17 protein-coding genes and 2 pseudogenes are annotated in these 19,622 nt (G+C 69.4%); 11 read left to right on the plus strand and 8 right to left on the minus strand.

Going from position 1 to position 19,622, the window contains the following annotated elements:
- The first annotated feature begins 180 nt into the window (after positions 1-180).
- A complete protein-coding gene (locus tag V2J85_RS20310) occupies positions 181-540 on the plus strand; it encodes a WhiB family transcriptional regulator (protein ID WP_261955911.1) in 360 nt (119 codons plus the stop codon).
- An 87-nt stretch (positions 541-627) separates the two neighbouring features.
- Here the strand turns inward: V2J85_RS20310 and glpX are convergent, their stop codons facing one another.
- A complete protein-coding gene (gene glpX / locus V2J85_RS20315; protein ID WP_261955910.1) occupies positions 628-1,659 on the minus strand; it encodes a class II fructose-bisphosphatase in 1,032 nt (343 codons plus the stop codon).
- A gap of 236 nt (positions 1,660-1,895) precedes the next feature.
- Here glpX and V2J85_RS20320 point away from each other — a divergent pair, with 236 nt between their 5' ends.
- Positions 1,896-2,426, plus strand: coding sequence for a DUF4245 domain-containing protein (locus V2J85_RS20320; RefSeq protein ID WP_330822429.1), 531 nt, complete (start codon positions 1,896-1,898; stop codon positions 2,424-2,426).
- 80 nt (positions 2,427-2,506) lie between these two features.
- Here the strand turns inward: V2J85_RS20320 and V2J85_RS20325 are convergent, their stop codons facing one another.
- The 4 genes from V2J85_RS20325 to V2J85_RS20340 form a co-directional block, all read right to left on the minus strand.
- Complete coding sequence (locus V2J85_RS20325) at positions 2,507-3,100, minus strand: malonic semialdehyde reductase (protein WP_261955909.1); 594 nt, start codon at positions 3,098-3,100, stop codon at positions 2,507-2,509.
- 247 nt (positions 3,101-3,347) lie between these two features.
- Entirely contained in the window at positions 3,348-3,551 is a 204-nt protein-coding gene (locus tag V2J85_RS20330) for an exodeoxyribonuclease VII small subunit (RefSeq protein ID WP_261957453.1), read from the minus strand.
- A gap of 169 nt (positions 3,552-3,720) precedes the next feature.
- A complete protein-coding gene (gene xseA, locus V2J85_RS20335) occupies positions 3,721-4,956 on the minus strand; it encodes an exodeoxyribonuclease VII large subunit (RefSeq protein WP_261955908.1) in 1,236 nt (411 codons plus the stop codon).
- Positions 4,957-5,003: 47 nt separating this feature from the next.
- On the minus strand, positions 5,004-6,413 hold the full coding sequence (locus tag V2J85_RS20340) for an APC family permease (protein WP_261955907.1): 1,410 nt from the start codon (positions 6,411-6,413) through the stop codon (positions 5,004-5,006).
- Between the two features lie 85 nt (positions 6,414-6,498).
- Between V2J85_RS20340 and V2J85_RS20345 the strand changes: the two genes are divergently transcribed.
- A complete protein-coding gene (locus V2J85_RS20345) occupies positions 6,499-7,545 on the plus strand; it encodes a 4-hydroxy-3-methylbut-2-enyl diphosphate reductase (protein WP_261955906.1) in 1,047 nt (348 codons plus the stop codon).
- A 99-nt stretch (positions 7,546-7,644) separates the two neighbouring features.
- Positions 7,645-8,538: a polyphosphate--glucose phosphotransferase gene (gene ppgK / locus V2J85_RS20350; protein ID WP_315975455.1), complete on the plus strand. Its 894-nt coding sequence runs from the start codon at positions 7,645-7,647 to the stop codon at positions 8,536-8,538.
- Positions 8,539-8,551: 13 nt separating this feature from the next.
- Here the strand turns inward: ppgK and V2J85_RS20355 are convergent.
- A pseudogene (locus V2J85_RS20355) lies at positions 8,552-9,121 on the minus strand (DUF6542 domain-containing protein); the annotation flags it as partial.
- A 399-nt stretch (positions 9,122-9,520) separates the two neighbouring features.
- Here V2J85_RS20355 and ychF point away from each other — a divergent pair.
- On the plus strand, positions 9,521-10,609 hold the full coding sequence (gene ychF, locus V2J85_RS20360) for a redox-regulated ATPase YchF (RefSeq protein ID WP_261955904.1): 1,089 nt from the start codon (positions 9,521-9,523) through the stop codon (positions 10,607-10,609).
- A gap of 781 nt (positions 10,610-11,390) precedes the next feature.
- Here the strand turns inward: ychF and V2J85_RS20365 are convergent.
- Positions 11,391-11,564 (minus strand): hypothetical protein, encoded by a 174-nt coding sequence (locus V2J85_RS20365; RefSeq protein WP_261955903.1) that lies wholly within the window; start codon positions 11,562-11,564, stop codon positions 11,391-11,393.
- A 444-nt stretch (positions 11,565-12,008) separates the two neighbouring features.
- On the opposite strand from V2J85_RS20365, the pseudogene V2J85_RS20370 reads away from it, so the two are divergent.
- From V2J85_RS20370 to V2J85_RS20385, 4 genes and pseudogenes are all read left to right on the plus strand, one after another.
- Positions 12,009-12,459, plus strand: a pseudogene (locus tag V2J85_RS20370) (IS5 family transposase); the annotation flags it as partial.
- Positions 12,460-12,840: 381 nt separating this feature from the next.
- Entirely contained in the window at positions 12,841-14,010 is a 1,170-nt protein-coding gene (locus tag V2J85_RS20375) for a hypothetical protein (RefSeq protein ID WP_330822391.1), read from the plus strand.
- 220 nt (positions 14,011-14,230) lie between these two features.
- Positions 14,231-15,391 (plus strand): NucA/NucB deoxyribonuclease domain-containing protein, encoded by a 1,161-nt coding sequence (locus V2J85_RS20380; RefSeq protein WP_330822392.1) that lies wholly within the window; start codon positions 14,231-14,233, stop codon positions 15,389-15,391.
- 15 nt (positions 15,392-15,406) lie between these two features.
- A complete protein-coding gene (locus tag V2J85_RS20385) occupies positions 15,407-15,928 on the plus strand; it encodes a hypothetical protein (protein WP_261955900.1) in 522 nt (173 codons plus the stop codon).
- A gap of 21 nt (positions 15,929-15,949) precedes the next feature.
- Here the strand turns inward: V2J85_RS20385 and V2J85_RS20390 are convergent.
- Positions 15,950-16,758 (minus strand): IS5 family transposase gene (locus tag V2J85_RS20390; RefSeq protein ID WP_419836810.1). Its coding sequence is split into 2 segments (ribosomal slippage): positions 15,950-16,416 and positions 16,416-16,758, totalling 810 coding nucleotides; the frame shifts between segments, so codons are not numbered across the junction.
- On the opposite strand from V2J85_RS20390, the gene V2J85_RS20395 reads away from it, so the two are divergent.
- Together V2J85_RS20395 and V2J85_RS20400 are read left to right on the plus strand one after the other, a co-directional pair.
- A complete protein-coding gene (locus tag V2J85_RS20395) occupies positions 16,669-17,658 on the plus strand; it encodes an SUKH-3 domain-containing protein (RefSeq protein ID WP_261955898.1) in 990 nt (329 codons plus the stop codon). The two genes, V2J85_RS20390 and V2J85_RS20395, sit on opposite strands and share 90 nt — an antisense overlap.
- Before the next feature lie 188 nt (positions 17,659-17,846).
- On the plus strand, positions 17,847-19,520 hold the full coding sequence (locus V2J85_RS20400) for an SWIM zinc finger family protein (protein WP_330822430.1): 1,674 nt from the start codon (positions 17,847-17,849) through the stop codon (positions 19,518-19,520).
- The last annotated feature ends 102 nt before the right edge of the window (positions 19,521-19,622 follow it).

Here is a 19,622-nt window from a genome sequence, read left to right on the forward strand (position 1 = left end):
CTTTTCGCGTTGTCGCGTGATCTCGTTTCCGCACGATCGCCACGGTGTGCATAAGCGTGCGCACAGCGGGTAGGGCTGGTGCATCGTCTCTCGTACGGCTGCGGGGTGCGGAAAAAGGCCGTGCGCAGCGAGACGGGCAAGGGTGATTTCTCTCGCCGAAGCCGTCGTCAGGAGTAGACCGTGCTGCTACCGCATCAGCCCCTGCAGGATGCCGCTGTCGTTCCGTCCCCGCGAGTGCCTGCGCGCGACGAGGCCGGTCCCTGGCATTCCGAGGCGGTGTGCCGCCGGGACGAAGCCGGGCTGTTCTTCGCCCCGTCGAAGGAGCCGACCGCCGCGCGACTGGCCAGGGAAGAGGCCGCGAAGCGGGTCTGTGCCCGCTGCCCGGTCATGGTCGAGTGCCGGGAGCACGCGCTGCTCCAGCCGGAGCCGTACGGCGTCTGGGGCGGGCTCACCGCGGCCGAGCGCCGGGTCGTGCTGACCCGGCGCCGGCGCCGGGAGTCCGAACTGCAGCGTGCGGCCCATATGCCCGCGGCCGGCTGAACGGACCGCGCGTATGGGCCACTTCGCCCCCGCCGGAGCCTCTCCGGCGGGGGCGAAGTGCGTCCCCGGTCGTCCCGGTGGGAGCCGTCAGCTGGGGCGCTCGAAGTCCACCGAGCTGTAGGCGCGCAGCTTCGACAGCCGGTGCTGGGAGTCGATCTGCCGGATGGTGCCGGACTTGGACCGCATCACCAGGGACTGGGTGTAGGCGGTCTCGGCGCGGTAGCGCACGCCGCGCAGCAGCTCGCCGTCGGTGATGCCGGTGGCGACGAAGAAGACGTTGTCGCTGCGGACCAGGTCGTCGATCTCCAGGACCTTGTCCAGGTCGTGACCGGCGTCCAGGGCGCGCTGCCGCTCCTCGTCGTCCTTGGGCCACAGCTTGGCCTGCAGGGTGCCGCCCAGGCACTTCATGGCACAGGCCGTGATGATGCCCTCGGGCGTACCGCCGATGCCCAGCAGCAGGTCGACGCCGGTGCCCTCACGTGCCGCCATGATCGCGCCGGCGACGTCGCCGTCGGAGATGAACTTGATCCGGGCGCCCGCCTCCCGGACCTCCTTGACCAGGCCCTCGTGGCGCGGCCGGTCCAGGATGACCACGGTGACGTCCTCGACCGCGGACTTCTTCGCCTTGGCGATCCGCTTGATGTTCACCGCCACCGGGGCGGTGATGTCGACGAAGTCCGCCGCCTCCGGGCCGGTGGCCAGCTTGTCCATGTAGAAGACCGCGGACGGGTCGAACATCGAGCCGCGCTCGGCGACCGCCATCACCGAGACCGCGTTGGCCATGCCCTTGGCGGTCAGCGTCGTACCGTCCACCGGGTCCACGGCCACGTCGCACTCCGGGCCGGTGCCGTCCCCGACGCGTTCGCCGTTGTACAGCATCGGAGCGTGGTCCTTCTCGCCCTCCCCGATGACCACGACCCCGTTCATGGACACGGTGTGGATCAGGGCGCGCATGGCCTTGACCGCCGCGCCGTCCGCGCCGTTCTTGTCACCTCGCCCCACCCAGCGGCCCGACGCCATGGCACCGGCCTCGGTGACCCGGACGAGTTCCAGGGCGAGGTTGCGGTCCGGGGCCTCGGGGCTGACCTCGAGTTGGGACGGGAGATGATGCTCGGTCATCGAGCGCACCTTTCTGTACGGCGACGGCCGCGGAGGAGTGAGGGTGGCTGTACGGGGGCGCGGGGGACTCCCCCAGAGGTTCACAGTATCCGCACGTTGCCAAAATGAGCAGTGGGCCCTTCGCATGAGCGGCCGGTCGGGGGATGCGCGGCGCGGTGTTTGCGCAGGTGACGGGCGTCACCGGGGGGCCTGTCGGGGTCGGCGCCGGGATGGGGGACCATAGGGGCGTGGCAGGTATGCGAGGCAGGCAAACGGTGCGGGACATGGTCCTGTCGCTGGCAGTGATCGGCGTCCTGGTCGGGGCGATCTACATCTTCATCCCGCACGACGAGAGCGCGGACGCGGCGAAGAACGCGGTGAAGGCGGTCGACTACCGCGTCGAGCTGATCACCGCCCGGCGGGCGGCGCCCTATCCGGTCGCCGCGCCCCAGGGGCTCCCCAAGACCTGGCGCGCCACCTCCGTCTCCTACAAGGCGAGCGACGACGGCAAGGGCGGCGCCTGGCACCTGGGCCTGCTCGACCCGGAGGAGCAGTACGCGGCGGTCGAGCAGAGCGACGCGCCGGCGCGGAAGTTCATCCAGGAGGTCACGCTCGGCGCCACCAGGACCGCGGGCAAGCAGGCCGTCGGCAGCAAGAAGTGGGACCGCTACGAGGGCGACAGGTACAAGGCGCTGGTCCGCGAGGAGAAGGGCGTGACCACGGTCGTCACCGGCACCGCTCCGTACGGGCGGCTGGCGGACCTGGCGGCCGCGCTGGTGGCGAAGTAGGGCCGACGGACCGAAGCGCGCAAAGGGGCCGCCGCACCCGGCCTGGGTGCGGCGGCCCCTGCGTGTTTCCGCTACGGCCGTCAGACGGTGGAGACGGCGTCGTCGAAGGTCAGGCGCGGCGAGCGCGGGAAGAAGGCGTCCGGGCCCGGCTTGCCGATGTTGAGGACCAGGAAGGACTTCTGCTTGCCGTCGCCGAAGAACTCCTTGTCGATGCCGGTGAAGTCGAAGCCGGTCATCGGGCCGGCGGCCAGGCCGGCGGCGCGGACGCCGACGATGAAGTAGCCGGCCTGCAGGGTGGCGTTCTGGGTGCCGGCGACCTCGCGGACGGCGGCCTCGGCGAAGAAGGTGTCCTTGATGCCGGGGGCGTGCGGGAAGAGCTCCGGCAGCTTCTCGTGGAAGTCCAGGTCGACGGAGAGGATCGCGGTCAGCGGCGCGGTCAGGGTCTTCGGGCCGTTGGCGCCCATGGCGTGGTTGACCAGGCGCTGCCGGGCCTCGGGGGTACGGACCAGGGTTATCCGCAGCGGCGACTGGTTGAAGGCGGTCGGGCCGAACTTCACCAGGTCGTAGATCGCCTGGACCTGCTCGTCCGTCACCGGCTCGTCCGTGAACGTGTTGGCGGTCTGGGCCTCGCGGAAGAGGAGGTCCTGGGCGGCGGAGTCAAGGGCGAGAGACATAAAGGGCACCTCGGTGGTCAGCTCGGTGTTCAACGGGTCTGCGGCAGCCCGCCGCGGAGGCGGCGAGTACCACGATGCGGATACCGCAGTCCACATACTGCACGGTTCTCCGTGCTCTCCACTGTAAAGCAGATAGATTAATGTTCAACTAAATCGGGGGGCGTTGTGAGCCGGTTCACATGGTTCCCGTGGTTCCTGAGAAGGGGTGCGCCGTGGACGCCCGGCCCGCGGCCCGGCCCCGCCGCGCCTAGCGGTCCTCGGCCAGCGCCGCGTCCAGGCGCTCCCGGGCGCCGTCCAGCCAGCGGCGGCACACCTTGGCCAGCGCCTCGCCGCGCTCCCACAGCGCCAGCGACTCCTCCAGCGTCGTCCCGCCCGCCTCCAGGCTGCGGACGACCTCGATCAGCTCGTCCCGCGCCTGCTCGTAGCCGAGCGTGGACTCCACCGGGGGCACCGCGGCCGGCTCCGGTCCGGCGGCGTCCGGACCGGGCTCCGCGGCGGGCTCCGCGCTCTCCGCGGCCCGCGCGCCGGTGTCCGCGCCGACCGCCGGACCCTGCTCCGTCTCCGCCACGCCGTCCGTCTCCCGCTCCGTCTTCGCCTGCGCCTTCGCCATGTCTCCCACCCTATTCGGGGTCACTGACAGCGCCCTGGACGCCGCCGACCCGGACCCGGAACTCGCCGGCGGACACCCGCGCCCGCAGCTCCTCGCCGTTCTCGACCTCCCCGGGGGAGCGCACCGCCGCCCCGTCCGCCTTCTGGAGCACCGCATAGCCGCGCTCCAGCGTCGCCCTGGGGGAGAGCGCGACCACCCGCGCGAGGGTGTGCGTCAGCTCCGAGTCGGCCCGGTCCAGCAGATGCCCCAGCGTCCGCCGGCCGCGCTCCACCAGGGCCGTGACCTGCTCCGCACGCTCCTCCACCATCCGCTGCGGACGCTCCATGCACGGCCGCTGCAGCGCCGCCGCCAGCCCCCGCTGCTCCCGCTGCAGGAAGCCCTCGACCGCGCGCAGCGCCCGCTCGCGCAGCTGCTGCACCCGGGCCAGCTCCTCACCCACGTCCGGCACCACCTTCTTCGCCGCGTCCGTCGGCGTCGAGGCCCGCAGATCGGCCACCAGATCCAGCAGCGGGGTGTCCGGCTCGTGCCCGATCGCCGAGACGACCGGCGTCACCGCCGCGCTCACCGCCCGGACCAGCTGCTCGTCGGAGAACGGCAGCAGGTCCTCCACGCTGCCGCCGCCGCGCGCCACGATGATCACGTCCACCTCGGGCAGCGCGTCCAGCTCCTGCACCGCCGCGATCACCTGCGGCACCGCATGCACGCCCTGCACCGGTACGTTGCGCACCTCGAAGCGGACGGCCGGCCAGCGGTGCCGGGCGTTCTCCAGCACGTCCCGCTCCGCGGCGCTGGCCCGCCCGCAGACCAGCCCGATCAGCTGCGGCAGGAACGGCAGCGGCCGCTTGCGGTCCGCCGCGAACAGCCCCTCCGCCGCCAGCGACTTCTTCAGCTGCTCCAGCCGCGCGAGCAGCTCGCCGACCCCGACCGGCCGGATCTCCGCGGCCCGCAGCGACAGCTGACCGCGCGGGGCGTACCACTCCGGTTTGGCGTGCACCACCACCCGGGCGCCCTCGCTGATCACGTCCGCGACCTTGTCGAAGACCTGGCGATAGCACGTCACGCGCAGCGAGATGTCGTGGGACGGATCGCGCAGCGTCAGGAAGACCACGCCCGCGCCGGGGCGGCGGGAGAGCTGGGTGATCTGCCCCTCGACCCAGACCGCGCCGAGCCGGTCGATCCAGCCGCCGATGAGCCGGGACACCTCGCCGACCGGGATCGGCGTTTCGGGGGACGTGGAGACAGCCATACGAGCGAGCGTAGCGGCGGCCACCGACAGTGCCGGCCGCCTCGCCCTCAGCCCGCCGCCCCGCCCTCCCCGGGGCCCGCACCACCGGCCCGCGAGCGCCGCCCGTACTGCACCGCCAGCCACACCAGCCCCACCGCCAGCCAGCAGCCGCCCACGGCCTGCGCCGTCGGCGACGCCGCCACGAGTACGGCGCCCACCACCGCGAGCCCCAGCAGCGGCACCACCACGTGCCGCAGCACGCCCGGCACCCCGGCCCGCTCCCGCGCCCGGAAGCGGAACCAGCCGATCACCGAGGCGTGCAGCAACCCGAACGCGGTCAGCGCCCCCACGTTCACGACCGACGACAGCTGGTCCAGCCCGTCGTCCCGGCGCGCCGCCCACACCGCCGCCACCAGCGTCACCACCGCCGCGCCCAGCAGCGCCCGGCGCGGCACCCCGCGGCGGGCGTCCACCTCGGCCATCGCCCCCGGCAGCCGCCGGTCCCGGGCCATCGCGAACAGCAGCCGCCCGGCCGCCGCCTGCCCCGCCAGCGCCGCGAACGCCGCCCCGATCGCCTTGCTGGCCGCCACCAACTGCCCCAGCCAGGGCCCGGCGGCCGCCTCCGCCGTCGCGTAGAAGGCGGCGCCCTGCTCACCCGGTCTGGCCGCCAGTTCGGCCGCGGACACCGGGGCGAGCAGCGCCGCGAGATACGTCTGCACGGCGAACAGCACCCCCGCCACCACCAGACAGGTCAGCACCGCCCGCGCGACCCTCGAAACGCCACCCGCCGATTCCTCCGCGAACGACGCGATCGCGTCGAAGCCCAGGAACGACAGGACCGCGACCGACACCGCCGCGAGCACCGCCACCGGGGAGAAGGCGCCCGCACCGAGGAACGGCTCGCTCCAGCCGCGCCGCGCCCCCTCCGTGACCAGCACGTACCCGGCCGCGCCGACGAAGACCAGCAGCACCGCGAGCTCCATGGCCAGCACCACGAAGCCGACCACCGCCGCGGTCCGCACGCCCCACAGATTCAGCAGCGTCGTCACCACCACGGCCAGCGCCGTCCACACCCACTGGTGCACCGACGGCACCAGGGCGTGCAGCGCGATCCCGGAGAACAGATACGCCACCGCCGGGATCAGCAGGTAGTCCAGCATCGCCATCCACCCGGCGACGAACCCGGCGCCGTCCCCCAGCCCCACCCGGGCGTAGGTGTAGACCGACCCGGCCCGCGGCGCGACCCGCACCATCTGGGCGTACGAGTACGCCGTGAACGCCATCGCGGCCGTCGCCACCACGTAGACCAGGGTGATCGCGCCGTGCGACTTCGCCTGCAGGGTGCCGAAGATCCCGACCGGCGCCATCGGGGCGATGAACAGCAGCCCGTAGACGACCAGGTCCCGGAACGTCAGCGTCCGCCGCAGCGCCGCCGGCCCCGCCTCCTCGCCCGCCCCGGCCCGCCGCCCCGACTCCATCCCGGCCTCCTCGGTAGTTCCGGCCTCCCAGTCTGGGGCAGCGGCCGATCTTCGGGCGCCGGGCACGGCCCTTACGATGGACGGCATGACTTCCCGCCCGTCGCCCACCGCCGCCCCCAGTGGAGACGCTGCGCGTCCCAGTGACATCCAGCCCGCCGGCCGCAAGGTCCTGCTCGCCGCCCCCCGTGGCTACTGCGCGGGCGTGGACCGCGCCGTGATCGCCGTCGAGAAAGCCCTGGAGCAGTACGGCGCGCCCGTCTACGTGCGCCACGAGATCGTGCACAACAAGTACGTCGTGAAGACCCTGGAGAAGAAGGGCGCGATCTTCGTCGAGCGCACGGAGGAGGTCCCGCCGGGCAACATCGTGATGTTCTCGGCGCACGGCGTCGCCCCCGTCGTCCACGAGGAGGCCAAGCAGGGCCGCCTCGCCACCATCGACGCGACCTGCCCCCTGGTGACCAAGGTCCACAAGGAAGCCGTCCGCTACGCCAACGAGGACTACGACATCCTCCTGATCGGCCACGAGGGCCACGAGGAGGTCATCGGCACCTCCGGCGAGGCCCCCGACCACATCCAGCTCGTCGACGGCCCCGGGGACGTCGACAAGGTCGAGGTCCGCGACCCGTCGAAGATCGTCTGGCTCTCCCAGACCACCCTCTCCGTCGACGAGACCATGGAGACCGTCGACGCGCTGAAGGAGAAGTTCCCGCAGCTGATCTCCCCGCCCAGCGACGACATCTGCTACGCCACCCAGAACCGCCAGCTCGCCGTGAAGCAGATGGGCGCCGAGGCGGACCTGGTCATCGTGGTCGGCTCCCGCAACTCCTCCAACTCCAAGCGGCTCGTCGAGGTCGCCAAGCTCGCCGGCGCCCGCGAGGCCTACCTCGTGGACTTCGCCAGCGAGATCGACGAGGCCTGGCTGGAGGGCGTGACCACGGTCGGCGTCACCTCCGGCGCCTCCGTCCCGGAGGTCCTGGTCGAGCAGGTCCTGGAATGGCTCGCCGAGCGCGGCTACGGCGACGTCGAGATCGTCAAGGCGGCCGAGGAGTCCATCACCTTCTCGCTGCCCAAGGAACTCCGCCGCGATCTGCGCGCCGAGGCCAAGGCGGCGACCGAGGACACCGACGCCTGACACCCGGGCCCGACGGCGAGCGCGGCCCCGGCGGACGACAGTGCCGCCGGATCCGCGTTCCCTGGGCGGCCGGGCCCGTCCGCGCCTAGCCTTTTCCCCATGAGGGTCTTCGGTGTGGACATCGGCGGATCGGGCATCAAGGGCGCCCCGGTGGATCTCGAACGCGGCGACCTCGCCGACGAGCGCCACAAGGTACTGACCCCGCATCCGGCCACCCCGGACGCCGTCGCGGACTGCGTCCGCGAGGTGGTCGCGCACTTCGGCTGGACCGGCCCCGTAGGCGTGACCTTCCCCGGAGTGGTCACCGGCGGCATCACCCGCACCGCCGCCAACGTCGACAGACGATGGATCGGCACCGACGCCGCCACCCTGATCACCGACCGCCTCGGCGGCGAGGCCGGCGGCTGCGCGGTCACCCTCCTCAACGACGCGGACGCGGCCGGCCTGGCCGAGATGCGCTTCGGCGCCGGCCGCGGCCGGGGCGGCACCGTCATCGTCCTCACCCTCGGCACCGGCATCGGCAGCGCCGTCTTCACCGACGGCCGGCTCCTCGCCAACACCGAGCTCGGCCACCTCGAACTGCACGGCCACGACGCCGAGAAACGCGCCTCCACCAAGGCCAAGGAGGACGAGGAGCTCAGCTGGCAGCGCTGGGCGCGCCGGGTCCAGAAGTACCTCGCCCATGTGGAGATGCTGTTCTCGCCCGAGCTGTTCGTGATCGGCGGCGGGGTGAGCCGCAAGGCCGAGAAGTTCCTGCCGCTGATCGAGGGCATCAGGGCCGAGATCGTGCCGGCTCAGCTTCAGAACAACGCGGGGATCGTGGGGGCTGCGATGGCCGCGTACGCCGCTCGGGCTGGCGCGCCACCTGCCGCGGCCGCGTCCCCGGCCGTGGCCGCGACCGGTCAGCCTTCCGGGCCGCCGCCCGGTTCGCCGGCCCGGGCTCCCCGCTCCGCGGTCGCGTCACCGGTCGGCTGGCCCGACGTCGCGCGATGACCGCCGCCCGCCGGACGATCGCGATCAGCGCGCAGACCAGCGTGCCCGCGTAGAGCCAGCCGGCGTTCAGCGCGAGCACGGTGAAGACGCCCATCAGCAGCCCGCCGAAACCGTCCCCGCCGCGGTGGATCGGCACCGCCCCGAGCGTGAACGCGATCGGCAGCGTGACCGGCGCGCAGATCAGGTCGTACGGCCGCACCCACACCGCCGCGCCCACGCCCACCAGCAGGAAGAACACCCCGTACGGGGTCTGTGCGCCGCCGAGCAGCAGCTGGTCCAGGCAGGCGAAGGCGAACAGCGCGAGCGTCGCCAGCAGCCAGCAGCCCAGGCCGGTGAGCTTGGCCGCGGGCATCCGGCGCCGCAGGTTCTCCGGCGCCGCGGGAAGCGGACGCTGCGGGCGCGCCCGGTAGACGGTCGAGGACTCCACGCCCGCCGGGGGCGGCACGGCCGCCCGCTCGCCCACGGGTCCCGGGGCCGCCGGGGTGGGCCCCCGGGCGGCCCACGCCTGCGCCGGGCCGCGCGCCGTGGCCCGTACGGGCGCGGGCGCGGCGATCGGGACGGACGCGAAGCCGGAGGCCCGCATCGCGGAGAGGAAGTCGTCGTCGGGGTCGGGGGCCACGGCCTCCGCCGGGCGCGGGAGCCGGGCGTCCTGGTCCGCGGCCGGGCGTCCGGACCACGGCGGGCCGTGCTGGGGGGTGCGCGCTTCGTGTTGCTCCACTCGCCAACGGTAGGCCGCTAAGTGGTATTAACCGGTTACGGGACACGCGCTTTGGCCGAGCTTGGGACTGCGTTCGACACGAGCGGGTGCGGGGCCGGTGCGGGACGGGGCAGGACGGGCCTGGACAAGGGGGCGCGGCGGCGGGGCACCGGCCCGGGCCTGGGGCGGCCGGGCGCCGCCGCCCGCCCCGTAGACTGGTGGATCGGCCCCTCACGAGGCCGTTGCCCACCCCACCGCTCTCGCTTCGGAAGTCGAGTCGCCACCGTGTCGCTCACGATCGGAATCGTCGGTCTGCCGAATGTCGGCAAGTCGACCCTGTTCAACGCCCTGACCAAGAACGACGTGCTGGCGGCCAACTACCCGTTCGCCACCATCGAGCCGAACGTCGGCGTCGTCGGCGTCCCCGACCCCCGCCTGGCCAAGCTCGCCGAGATCTTCGCCTCCCAGAAGGTCCTCCCGGCCACCGTCGACTTCGTCGACATCGCCGGCATCGTCCGCGGCGCCTCCGAGGGCGAGGGCCTGGGCAACAAGTTCCTCGCGAACATCCGCGAGTCCGACGCGATCTGCCAGGTCATCCGCGCCTTCAAGGACGAGAACGTCGTCCACGTCGACGGCAAGGTCTCGCCCAAGGACGACATCGAGACGATCAACACCGAGCTGATCCTCGCCGACCTGCAGACCATCGAGAAGGTCCTGCCGCGCCTGGTGAAGGAGTCGCGGATCAAGAAGGACGTGGCCCCCAAGGTCAAGGCCGTCGAGGAGGCCAAGGCCATCCTGGAGAAGGGCGACACCCTCTTCGCCCACGGGATCGTCCAGGGCAGCGAGCGCAACGAGCTCCTCCACGACCTCCACCTCCTCACCACCAAGCCGTTCCTCTACGTCTTCAACGTCGACGAGGACGAGCTGACCGACGAGGACTTCAAGAACGAGCAGCGCGAGCTGGTCGCCCCCGCCGAGGCGATCTTCCTCAACGCCAAGCTGGAGGCCGACCTCGCCGAACTGGACGAGGACGAGGCCCTCGAACTCCTCCAGTCCGTCGGCCAGGAGGAGCCCGGCCTCGCCACCCTCGCCCACGTCGGCTTCCGCACCCTCGGCCTGCAGACCTACCTGACGGCCGGCCCCAAGGAAACCCGCGCCTGGACCATCAAGCAGGGCGCCACCGCCCCCGAGGCCGCCGGCGTCATCCACACCGACTTCCAGAAGGGCTTCATCAAGGCGGAGGTCATCTCCTTCGCCGACCTGGTGGAGACCGGCTCGGTCGCCGACGCCCGCTCCGCGGGCAAGGCCCGCATGGAGGGCAAGGAGTATGTGATGCAGGACGGGGATGTGGTGGAGTTCCGCTTCAACGTGTGACGCCGGTCATAGCGTTGAGGTAGCCACCTGGCAAATGTGCAGGTCAGGCGGGGTCGGCCCATGTGGGGGCCGGCCCCGTTGTCGTTCCTGTTGCTGGATCGGGGCTGGATTTGCTGACGTCTCGTCAGCTGTCGTCATCCCTGGTTATCCGCACCGTTGCTGGATCGGTGCTGGATGTGGCTGATGGTGAGTCAGCTGGATGGGCTGGGTCCTGGCTGCGGATTTCGTTGGGGGTGGGGGCTGGGGCTGGGGGATGGGGGTGTGCGCGGTGCCCGTTGCCCATGGGCGCGGTATGCGGCCCGCGTGCGGTGTCCGTGGCGCCACGTGGGACGCGGTGGGGGAACCGTGCCATGCGCATGGTCCGGCTACACACCAGTCTCGGCTACCGCGCACCCGCCGACTGCGAGGCTGCCCTTGCGGCCTGACCACCGCACCGACGGTGTCCGTCAAAGTGGAACAAGCTCGGTTAGTCACCGTCCTCGGGCCGATGCCGCCCAAGCGGAGTGTCAACGAGTGGATGGATACCGCAACCGACCTCCTGGCTTACCGCATCACGCTACGGCGTCGCTGACCCCGTCGTCGCCCTCGGCGACAAACCCGACGGCCGCCGACGGTTGCGCCGTACGGCATGGCACCCACCAGCTATGCAGCGATCTTCGCCGCTGGTAGCCGCACACGTCTCCAGCGCCCCGCCCAGTGAGGGGCGCTGGAGGCGCGCGAAGCGACCGGTCAGCCGTGCTGATCCGAGCCGGGCCGGGGACAGGGGCGAGTTTCTGTCCGGTCAGAGTTGGGCCCGGTCTCCGATGTACCGGGTTGTGTCACAGGCGACCCTGCCGATTCCAGCGAACTTCACGCAGATCTTGGTGTCGGTGCCTGTGTGCATGGTGGGCCAGGTATGCGAGAGCGTGCTGCCGACCCGGCGGGCCTGGGCGGTGCTGACACGCCTGCCGTTCATGAAGACAGTGACAGCTCTGTGCCGGGTCCCTTGCGAAGGGTTGGTCCAGATGCCCGTGACGGAGTTGGAACCGTTGCGGCCCTTGAGGCGGATGCAGATCTGTGGCCCTGAGAAATCGTGCGTGCAGCTACTGGTGTCGGCGACTGCTGGCTGCGCGCTCAGCAAGGGAAGCAGAGCTGACGCTGCCACGAGGGGAACACCCCGCCTGATAACCGGGCAAATCGTCACAGACTTCATGCACGATCAGCGCGTCAGCTACGGGAAGGCATCGCCTACAAGTTCGCGATCACTCGACGGAGCGGATACTGCACGCGGTTGGCGGCTTGAACCTCAAATGCCCGGTTTGCCCCCAGGTCATCCCGCGAGAACAGATCGCCTCGCGCGTGATGTCGGCGGCCAGCACCAGCTGGCGGCCCGTGGCCCGCGGCAGAGGTACTGCGGTCAGCGCGAAAGGGGGAAATGGCAGGTCTGAATCCGATCGATCGGGGCAAAGGGGATCAAAGATCCACTTGATCACTGAGCGGACCGGCCTGCCCCTCTCCATCGGCATCTCCGGCGCCAACCTCCACGACAGCCAGGGCCTCGAGCCCCTCGTTCGCGGCATCCCACCGATCCGCTCCCGACGCGGACCCCGTCGACGGCTCCCCGCCAAACTGCACGCGGACAAGGGCTACGACTATGACCACCTGCGGCGATGGATGCGCGGACGTGGGATCACCCACTGGATCGCCCGCAAAGGCATCGATCGTCCAAGCGGCTGGGCCAGCATCGCTGGACCATCGAACGCACCATGGCTTGGCTCGCCGGCTGCCGCCGACTCCACCGAAGCTACGAGCACAAAGCCGACCGCTTTCTGGCCTTCACCAGCATCGCCTGCACCCTCACCTGCCGAAGACCCGGCCAAATGAGAAGCCCTCTTAAACGGCTGCTGGGGGCTTTCCCTCGCATCCCCTGGCCGACGTTGGACGACCGCTGTGCTCTTCAGTTGGTGGGGTGTATGGCATGGTCGTGCCTTTGCGTCGACGGTGGAACCCTCATCGCATCTCATGGTGGACTTTGAGACACTTATCGATCCATTCGGTCATACATCATGGAATCTTGCTAACTTCGCCTCGACTGAAGATCGCTCAACAGGGGGGTTTGCGTGCGATTACCGATACGTCGCGGTGCGTTGGCAGCGCTTGCGGGGGCACTGGGGCTGGTGCCCCTTTCGGCAGGACAGGCTTCAGCGTCGCCGCCTACGAGGTCCTGCAACACCGCGTACACCGCACAGATCGTGTTCTGGGCGATGACGTGCAGTCAGCCCGGCGAGCCGATGATTGGCGGGTTCGCTACTTGGCGGAACGAGCCTGTCACGTTCGACAAGGTCGACACGCCGAATACCACAGTTCAGGTCGCGAACTATATGAGGGTCTCACCCAACACCGAGAGTTCTCCGATTGCACCCAACATCGAGGTTGGGCTGTATGCCGAGAAGACCGGCAAGGCGACGCAGTCCTACGGGCCACGCTGGAGTGAGCTGACCACTCAAGGTGGCGTGACGAAAGCCATCAAGGCCGGCGTGAACCCGACGAAGTCGGACCGGCGCAACCACACCTACATGGTGGTGCGCCAACAGAGCGGCAACCAATGGGACATCCTGTACGACTTCAACAAGGTCGGCAGTACTGGCCACCAGCTGAAGGTTCCTCGTGGAAACCCTAACCGGATCGATCTCGGCCTTGAAGTAATGGGGCCTCAGTACTCTCACGTCCCCAACATCGCCAGCCGTATGCAGTTCATGAGTGAGGACAAGGCATGGCACCAGGTCGCATCGGCTAATACGGCGAAGGTAATCTCTCTGGGTACCTGTGGCGGCACGAGAAAACCTCCCTACTGCTTCAACGCCAAGTTGACGGGCGGTGCGTCGTTCACTCAGTGGACGACTGGAAAGCCTCGCAAAGCAGCGGAGTTTGCGCCATCCCTCACCACGGCGTTACCGGGCCGCTCCCTCTCCGTACTGAGTCCTGCTCGGAACGAAGTCTTCAACGGTGTTGATCAGCCAGCGCTGCAGGAGTGCTTGATCAATGCACCTGACGAGTGCATGGCCACGGTGCCAGGCCTGGCGGAGTGCGTTGCCAGTGCCCGTATGTGCAATGCCGAGGGTGCGGACAGCGCTGTCGCCGACGTTCCGGGTCCGAGCACTTCTGTCAGCGGTGAGGAAATTCGGCAGAGGGCAGCCGCGTCCTTTGCGGTGGCTCCTGAGAAGTTGACGGTTGTCGCCCCTTCCTCCGGTACCGGCTTCACTACTGGCAGCGAAGCCGCACACGTATGGACTGTGACGTCTGCTGAGGCCACGCCGGGACTCGGCCACCACGAGGCGAACTTCGCGGGATTCCGAGCCTCCTACTCCGAGGTGACCGGCCAGTTGATCGATGCGTGCTGGGGCCAGATGTGCGAGTCATGACGCCTCTCCCTCACCGGACGTTGAGGAATTCGTTTGGCCTGCCCTTCCGACGACTTGCGCTACAGGAGCCACGCCGATGACTCGTCACTTACCCTTCGCTCGCAGGGCTCGTCTGCTCGTTGTGGCAGGTGCGCTCCTCTTGGCCAGTGCTCCCTCAGCCGCCAGCGCCACTGGGTCTCCGGCGCCAGGCCATGGCCTCTCGACGCCCGCGGTGACCTTCGTGCCCGCTGCCACCCTGCCTTCTGAGGCTCTGCGCGATCTCAACCATCCCGTGCCTCTCGATGAATACCGTCCGGATACGGGAGCGGCAGCCTCCACGCTTGCCCCAAGGGCCACCAGGTCTGCTGTGGCAGCAGGAAACGAACAGACGGATCTGCGAGAACAGTGCACCAAGCACAGGGAAGCGGCGGCTTCCAAGGGATGGCTCAAGAGCCGGTTCGAAACCTGCCAGCACCGCCCTTTCGACCTTGTGATGCGTGACATGAGAGGCACTCAAGAGATTGGGCGGCTCTGGTTCGATGTGTGGGTGCTCGGATTCGCCACCGACGGGGCCAGGCGCGTCGACTTTGTCAGCAGTATCGAGAACATACGGGTCCAGACCGCTCCCGGCTCTGGCGCTGACGCGCGAAACTGGACCGTGGGGCAGTACTTCAGCCACACCAGCGGTTCGCCCTCCGGCGACCCGTCCAGCACGGTCACGCCTCCCAAGAAGGAGAGCCGTGACGAGCTGCTCGGCGCCTGGGACAAGCAGCCTCAGTGGACGCTCACCTACACCTCGCCCGACGCAGGCCCCCAGTGGAGCAAAGGCAACCTGCAGCTGGTCGAGTCCCTGATAATGACCGAGCTCACCGTGAACGCCCCCGATGTCGCTCCGTACAACCAAGTCGACGCCTACCACTCCAACGTCCGCTTCGACTATGCAGGACCGATCGCAGGCAAGCACAAGGGGACCGTGTTCACCGAAGGCCGAGCTGAACTTGCGCTGAGCCTCAAGGACCCGGCAGTCAACGAGAGCGCACAGCACATACTCGACGCCCAGAAGAACCCGGAGCGAACCTTCCCGTCTTGGCCTGGAAAGAGCGTGCCCGGAGCGAAAGAACCGCTGCACCAACTCATAGACACCAAAAAGCAGGAAGCGAACCGGGAAAAATCAATAAGCGAGTGCACCAAGGTGTGGGGGAACTATTCCGGAACTCCCTTGCAGTGCGACGAGTATCCCTTCGCTTCGACCCGCGAGGGATCGAATAAGGGCGACAACCGCTACTCCGTCCGGCTGATCGACGGCGCGGACAATGAAACCGGCGGCCGTCGACTCAACTCCGTGTACACCGCAAACAGGATCCTCGACGGCGATCCCTTCTTCGTGAAAATCACGAGCTAACTCAAGGAAGACATTGTGGCGCTGCTCGCCGAACACACCGTGAAAGCCCGACCTGCCCACGGCCTGGTGGAGGTCTACGACGCCGACGCCTACCTCGACGACAGCGCCGCAGCCGAGGCATCACGAGAGCAGGTGGTAGCCGGCAACGGCTACCACCTGTACCTGCACAGCCTGCAACCCGACATCAAGGTCGACGTGACCATCCGCATCTGGGATCAGGTACAAGCGCCACCCAAGCACTGCGAAGGCTCCACCCCCGTGCTCATCGAGTCCGCCACCGCCTGCCTGGTCATCAACCAACTCACTGTCGGTCCCGCAGGAACCATGGACCTCCCCCGCCCCGGGATCTACGAAGGCCACGCCTGGTGGACTGGCCGAAAGTCCACGCGTGACTACTACGACCGCATCCTTACCGAACACACAGAACCCGAAAGTCTCAAGCGCGCCTGGCGGAACAATCCCACCCCAGAGCACTACTACCTTGACCTCCACCTCACAGGCAACGTCTGCCCAGATGGCGAAGAAGACAGTGTCTGAGTGTTCAACTAAGACGTCGTTTCACTTGGTGAGGCGGCGGTAGCCGATGAGGGTCGCTGCTATGCCGACGAAGGCGAGGAAGTGTTCGGCCTTGCGTTCATAGCGGCGGTGCAGGCGGCGGCATCCGGCGAGCCAGGAGACCGTCCTTTCGACGACCCAGCGGTGGCGGCCCAGCCGGGTGGAGGACTCGATGCCCTTGCGGGCGATGCGGTGACGGATGCCTTTCTTACGGAGCCATCGGCGCAGGTGGTCGTAGTCGTAGCCCTTGTCGGCATGGAGCTTGGCTGGACGCCGGCGGCGCGGTCCGCGGCGGGAGCGGATGGGCGGGATCCCGCCCACGAGTGGTTCCAGGCCGAGGCTGTCGTGCATGTTGGCGCCGGAGATGCCCAGGGACAGGGGCAGCCCGTTGCGGTCCGTGATCAGGTGGATTTTCGATCCGCTCTTGCCTCGATCGGTCGGATTCGGTCCGGTCAGTGGCCCCCTTTTGCCGCCCTGACGCTGACGGAGTCAATCGCACACCGCGACCAGTCCAACGCTCCGCGGGCGCCGAGCTCGTCGAGGATGACGCGATGCAGCCTGGCCCACACCCGGTCCCGGCTCCACTGGGCGAAGCGCCGGTAGACGGTGGGCCAGGCCGGCCCGAACGCCGGCGGCAGTTGCCGCCACGTGCAGCCCGAGGTGGCCACGAAGATGATCGCTGCCAGGCATGCGCGGTCACCGGCCCGTCGGCGGCCGCCGCCTTGCGGGCGTATGACCTCCGTCGGCGGGACCACCCGCCGGAACAGCACCCACAACTCGTCCGGTACCAACCGCTCAACCAGATCCGTCATGCACGGCTCAACGAGCGATCACACCATCAGAAACGGCGTCTAAGCACGGTCGCGCGGTCCGGCCCTGGGCGATGGGTGCTCTTTCCGGCCGCAGAACAGAGCGTTCGCGAGTTTCACGGATTGACTTTCCGGCCCACGGTGCCCGGGCTGCAGGTGGCCGCCACGGGATGCACAGTGGATCCCCGTCTCGGCCGGTACACCCACAGCACGCTTGCCGGGTTGAGTGAGGCGCTGGGCGTCAAACTGTTTCCCTTCGGCCGCACCGACTCCGATGCTCTGCTCGCCGTCGACGAGCAGGCTCGCCTCTTCTCCGTCGATCACGGTGGCTCATGGCTCCTCGGTGCTTCACCGGCGGAGGGCATCACCGCTCTGCTCCAGGGGCAGCGGCCGGAACGTGTGGCAGAGGAGAAGCGGGAATGGCTGCTGCCCCCCATGGGAGAGGAAGACACCGTTGCCGACGCTGTGAAGACGGCCATGGTCCTGGTCTTCGTCCTGGATCGCCACTCGGTACTGAGAACGGACATACTCCGGCTGCATGTGCGGGAGAAGACGGGGTTCGGTAGGGAGCCGCTTGATCTGGAATACCCGCTGCGGGATGGCGCCTTGGAGGACGTCACGCTGCGCGTGATCACGGAGCTGCGTGGTCGCTTGCAGGCGGCGGGCTTCGAGGGCTTCGAACTGGACATCACGTTGGCAGCGGCGCAGGCCAGGATCGACGACACTGGTGCCTGTGCCGAGCCGGCGACACCGCGAGTCGACTGCGCATTGTTTGCGGCGAACGGTGACCCTCGCGTGCTACGGGTGGAGTTGGCGGCACCGGCCGGTCGACTGGCCTTCGAGCACGGGAACGTGGCGGCAGCCCAGGAAGAGATCAACAAGTACAGGGAGTCACGAGGGTAGCCAGAGGAAGCCGATTGCCTCCTCAGCTGGCCCTTGCTGCCCTCGCAAGGGGCGTTTCTGCAGTTCGCGGCAGCCCGCGGTACGGCCACAGCCTTTGGGGAAATTCCGTGGACCTTCTGATCGGACTGACCGTCAGTCCTAAGCTGGCGGCCGTAAGGGACAGCAGCAGGAGCAGGGCGACGGAGACCATGCGCGGCCTCACCGAGACAAACCTCAAGATGTTGGCGGGTGTCCGTTCCTTCGAGCGCGGGCGCGGATACCTGGATGCGGTGTCCGGGGTCGAGGTCGGTGACGGATGGATCACCGCCAGCGTCCACGGCACGGAACGGTACGAAGTGGAACTGTCCTTGGAAGGGGCTGGCGGGCTGTCCGGCGCGTGCGACTGTCCGTATGGCCGTGAGGGCAATTTCTGCAAGCATCTGGTTGCCCTCGGCCTGACGGTGCTCGCTCGCTCGGAGAGCCTGACGCGGCAGCGGAAGGCGGCGCGGGATCGGGCACAGCACCTCGAAGCGTGGTTGACCGCCTTGTCCAAGGACGAGTTGCTCGCTGTGATGCGGGAACAGCTCGGCGAGGACCGGAAGTTGCGGCACCGCCTGGAGCTGCGGGCCGCGAGCGACCGCGGGGATCTCGCCGCGGTCGGGGCCCGTGTCCGTGAACTGCTCGACGTCGGCTCGTTAGCACAGTACGGGTACGTCGAGTACGCCGATGCCCGCGCCTACGCGGATCAGGCCGGGCAGGCGGTGTCGGCGATCGGTGCGCTGACCGGCTCCGGACGGGCGGCCGACGCGGTCGTCCTGGCGCGGGAGGCGATGAATCTGCTGGCCCAGGCGGCGGAGAGCGTCGACGACTCCGACGGCTGGCTCGGCCAGGTGGGCGCCGACCTCGCCGACGCTCATCTCGACGCGTGCCGTGCGGCGCGCCCCGACCCGGGAGAGCTCGCGGGCTGGCTCATCGGCCATGTACTCGGCGAGGCGGACGACGGCTTCACCGACATCGATCCACTCGACTACGAGGATGTTCTCGGCGCAGCGGGGATGGCCGCCCTGCGGAAGCTGGCGATCGAGGCGTGGCAGGGCAACCGCCGTGGCTGGGCGGAGAAGGACCTGATGGAGCGTCTGGCCAAGAAGGGAGGCGACGTCGATGCGGTGATTGCGGTGCATGCGGCCGACCTCGCACCGGACGGCCACACACACCTGGTCATCGCCCGCGAGCTGGACCTCGCCCGACGCCCCGGCGATGCCCTGCACTGGGCGGAACGCGGTGTCCGGGAGGCCGGGGACCTCGCTGCCGTCGACACCGCCCTCGTCGACCACCTCTGCGACCGCTACACGCAGGCTGGTCGACTCGCCGACGCCGTCGCCCTACGCCGCGACCACTTCGGCGCCCGCCGCACCCTGCTCACCTACCAGCAGCTGCGTGCCGCTGCCCGGGCCGCGGACTGCTGGTCGGCCGAGCGCGAGGGCGCGCTGGCCCTGCTGCGCGCCGACGCGGGGCGGCGGCAATGGCGGTACGGCGGTCCCGTCCTGGTCGACGCCCTGCTCGACGACAAGGACGTCGACGCCGCCTGGCAGGTCGTCATCGAGACCGGCGCCCACGACCGGCAGTGGCTCGCCCTCGCCGACCAGGCCCGTGCCACCCGCCCGGCCGACGCACTCGGCGTCTACCTGCGTCTGGCCGAGCCGCTGACCGGGCAGACCGGCAACGCGGTCTACGAGCAGCTGGTCAGTCTGCTGCTGAGCATCCGGGACTGCCACCGTCGGCTGGGGTCGCCCGAGGAGCTCACCGCTTACGTCACCGCTTTGCGTACCGCCCACAAACGCAAGCGGAACCTGATGCGCCTGATGGACGAGCACGGTCTGTGAGCCGGACGACGCCTCGGAGGACCACCTGATCCCCCGGCGGTTACCGCACGATGGCGCTCTGTGAGCCGCGCGCGGCGGCGATCACCGACCGCTGGATACGTG

Origin of the sequence: Streptomyces bugieae (genome assembly GCF_036352915.1) — a bacterium.
Classification (GTDB): domain Bacteria; phylum Actinomycetota; class Actinomycetes; order Streptomycetales; family Streptomycetaceae; genus Streptomyces; species Streptomyces endophytica.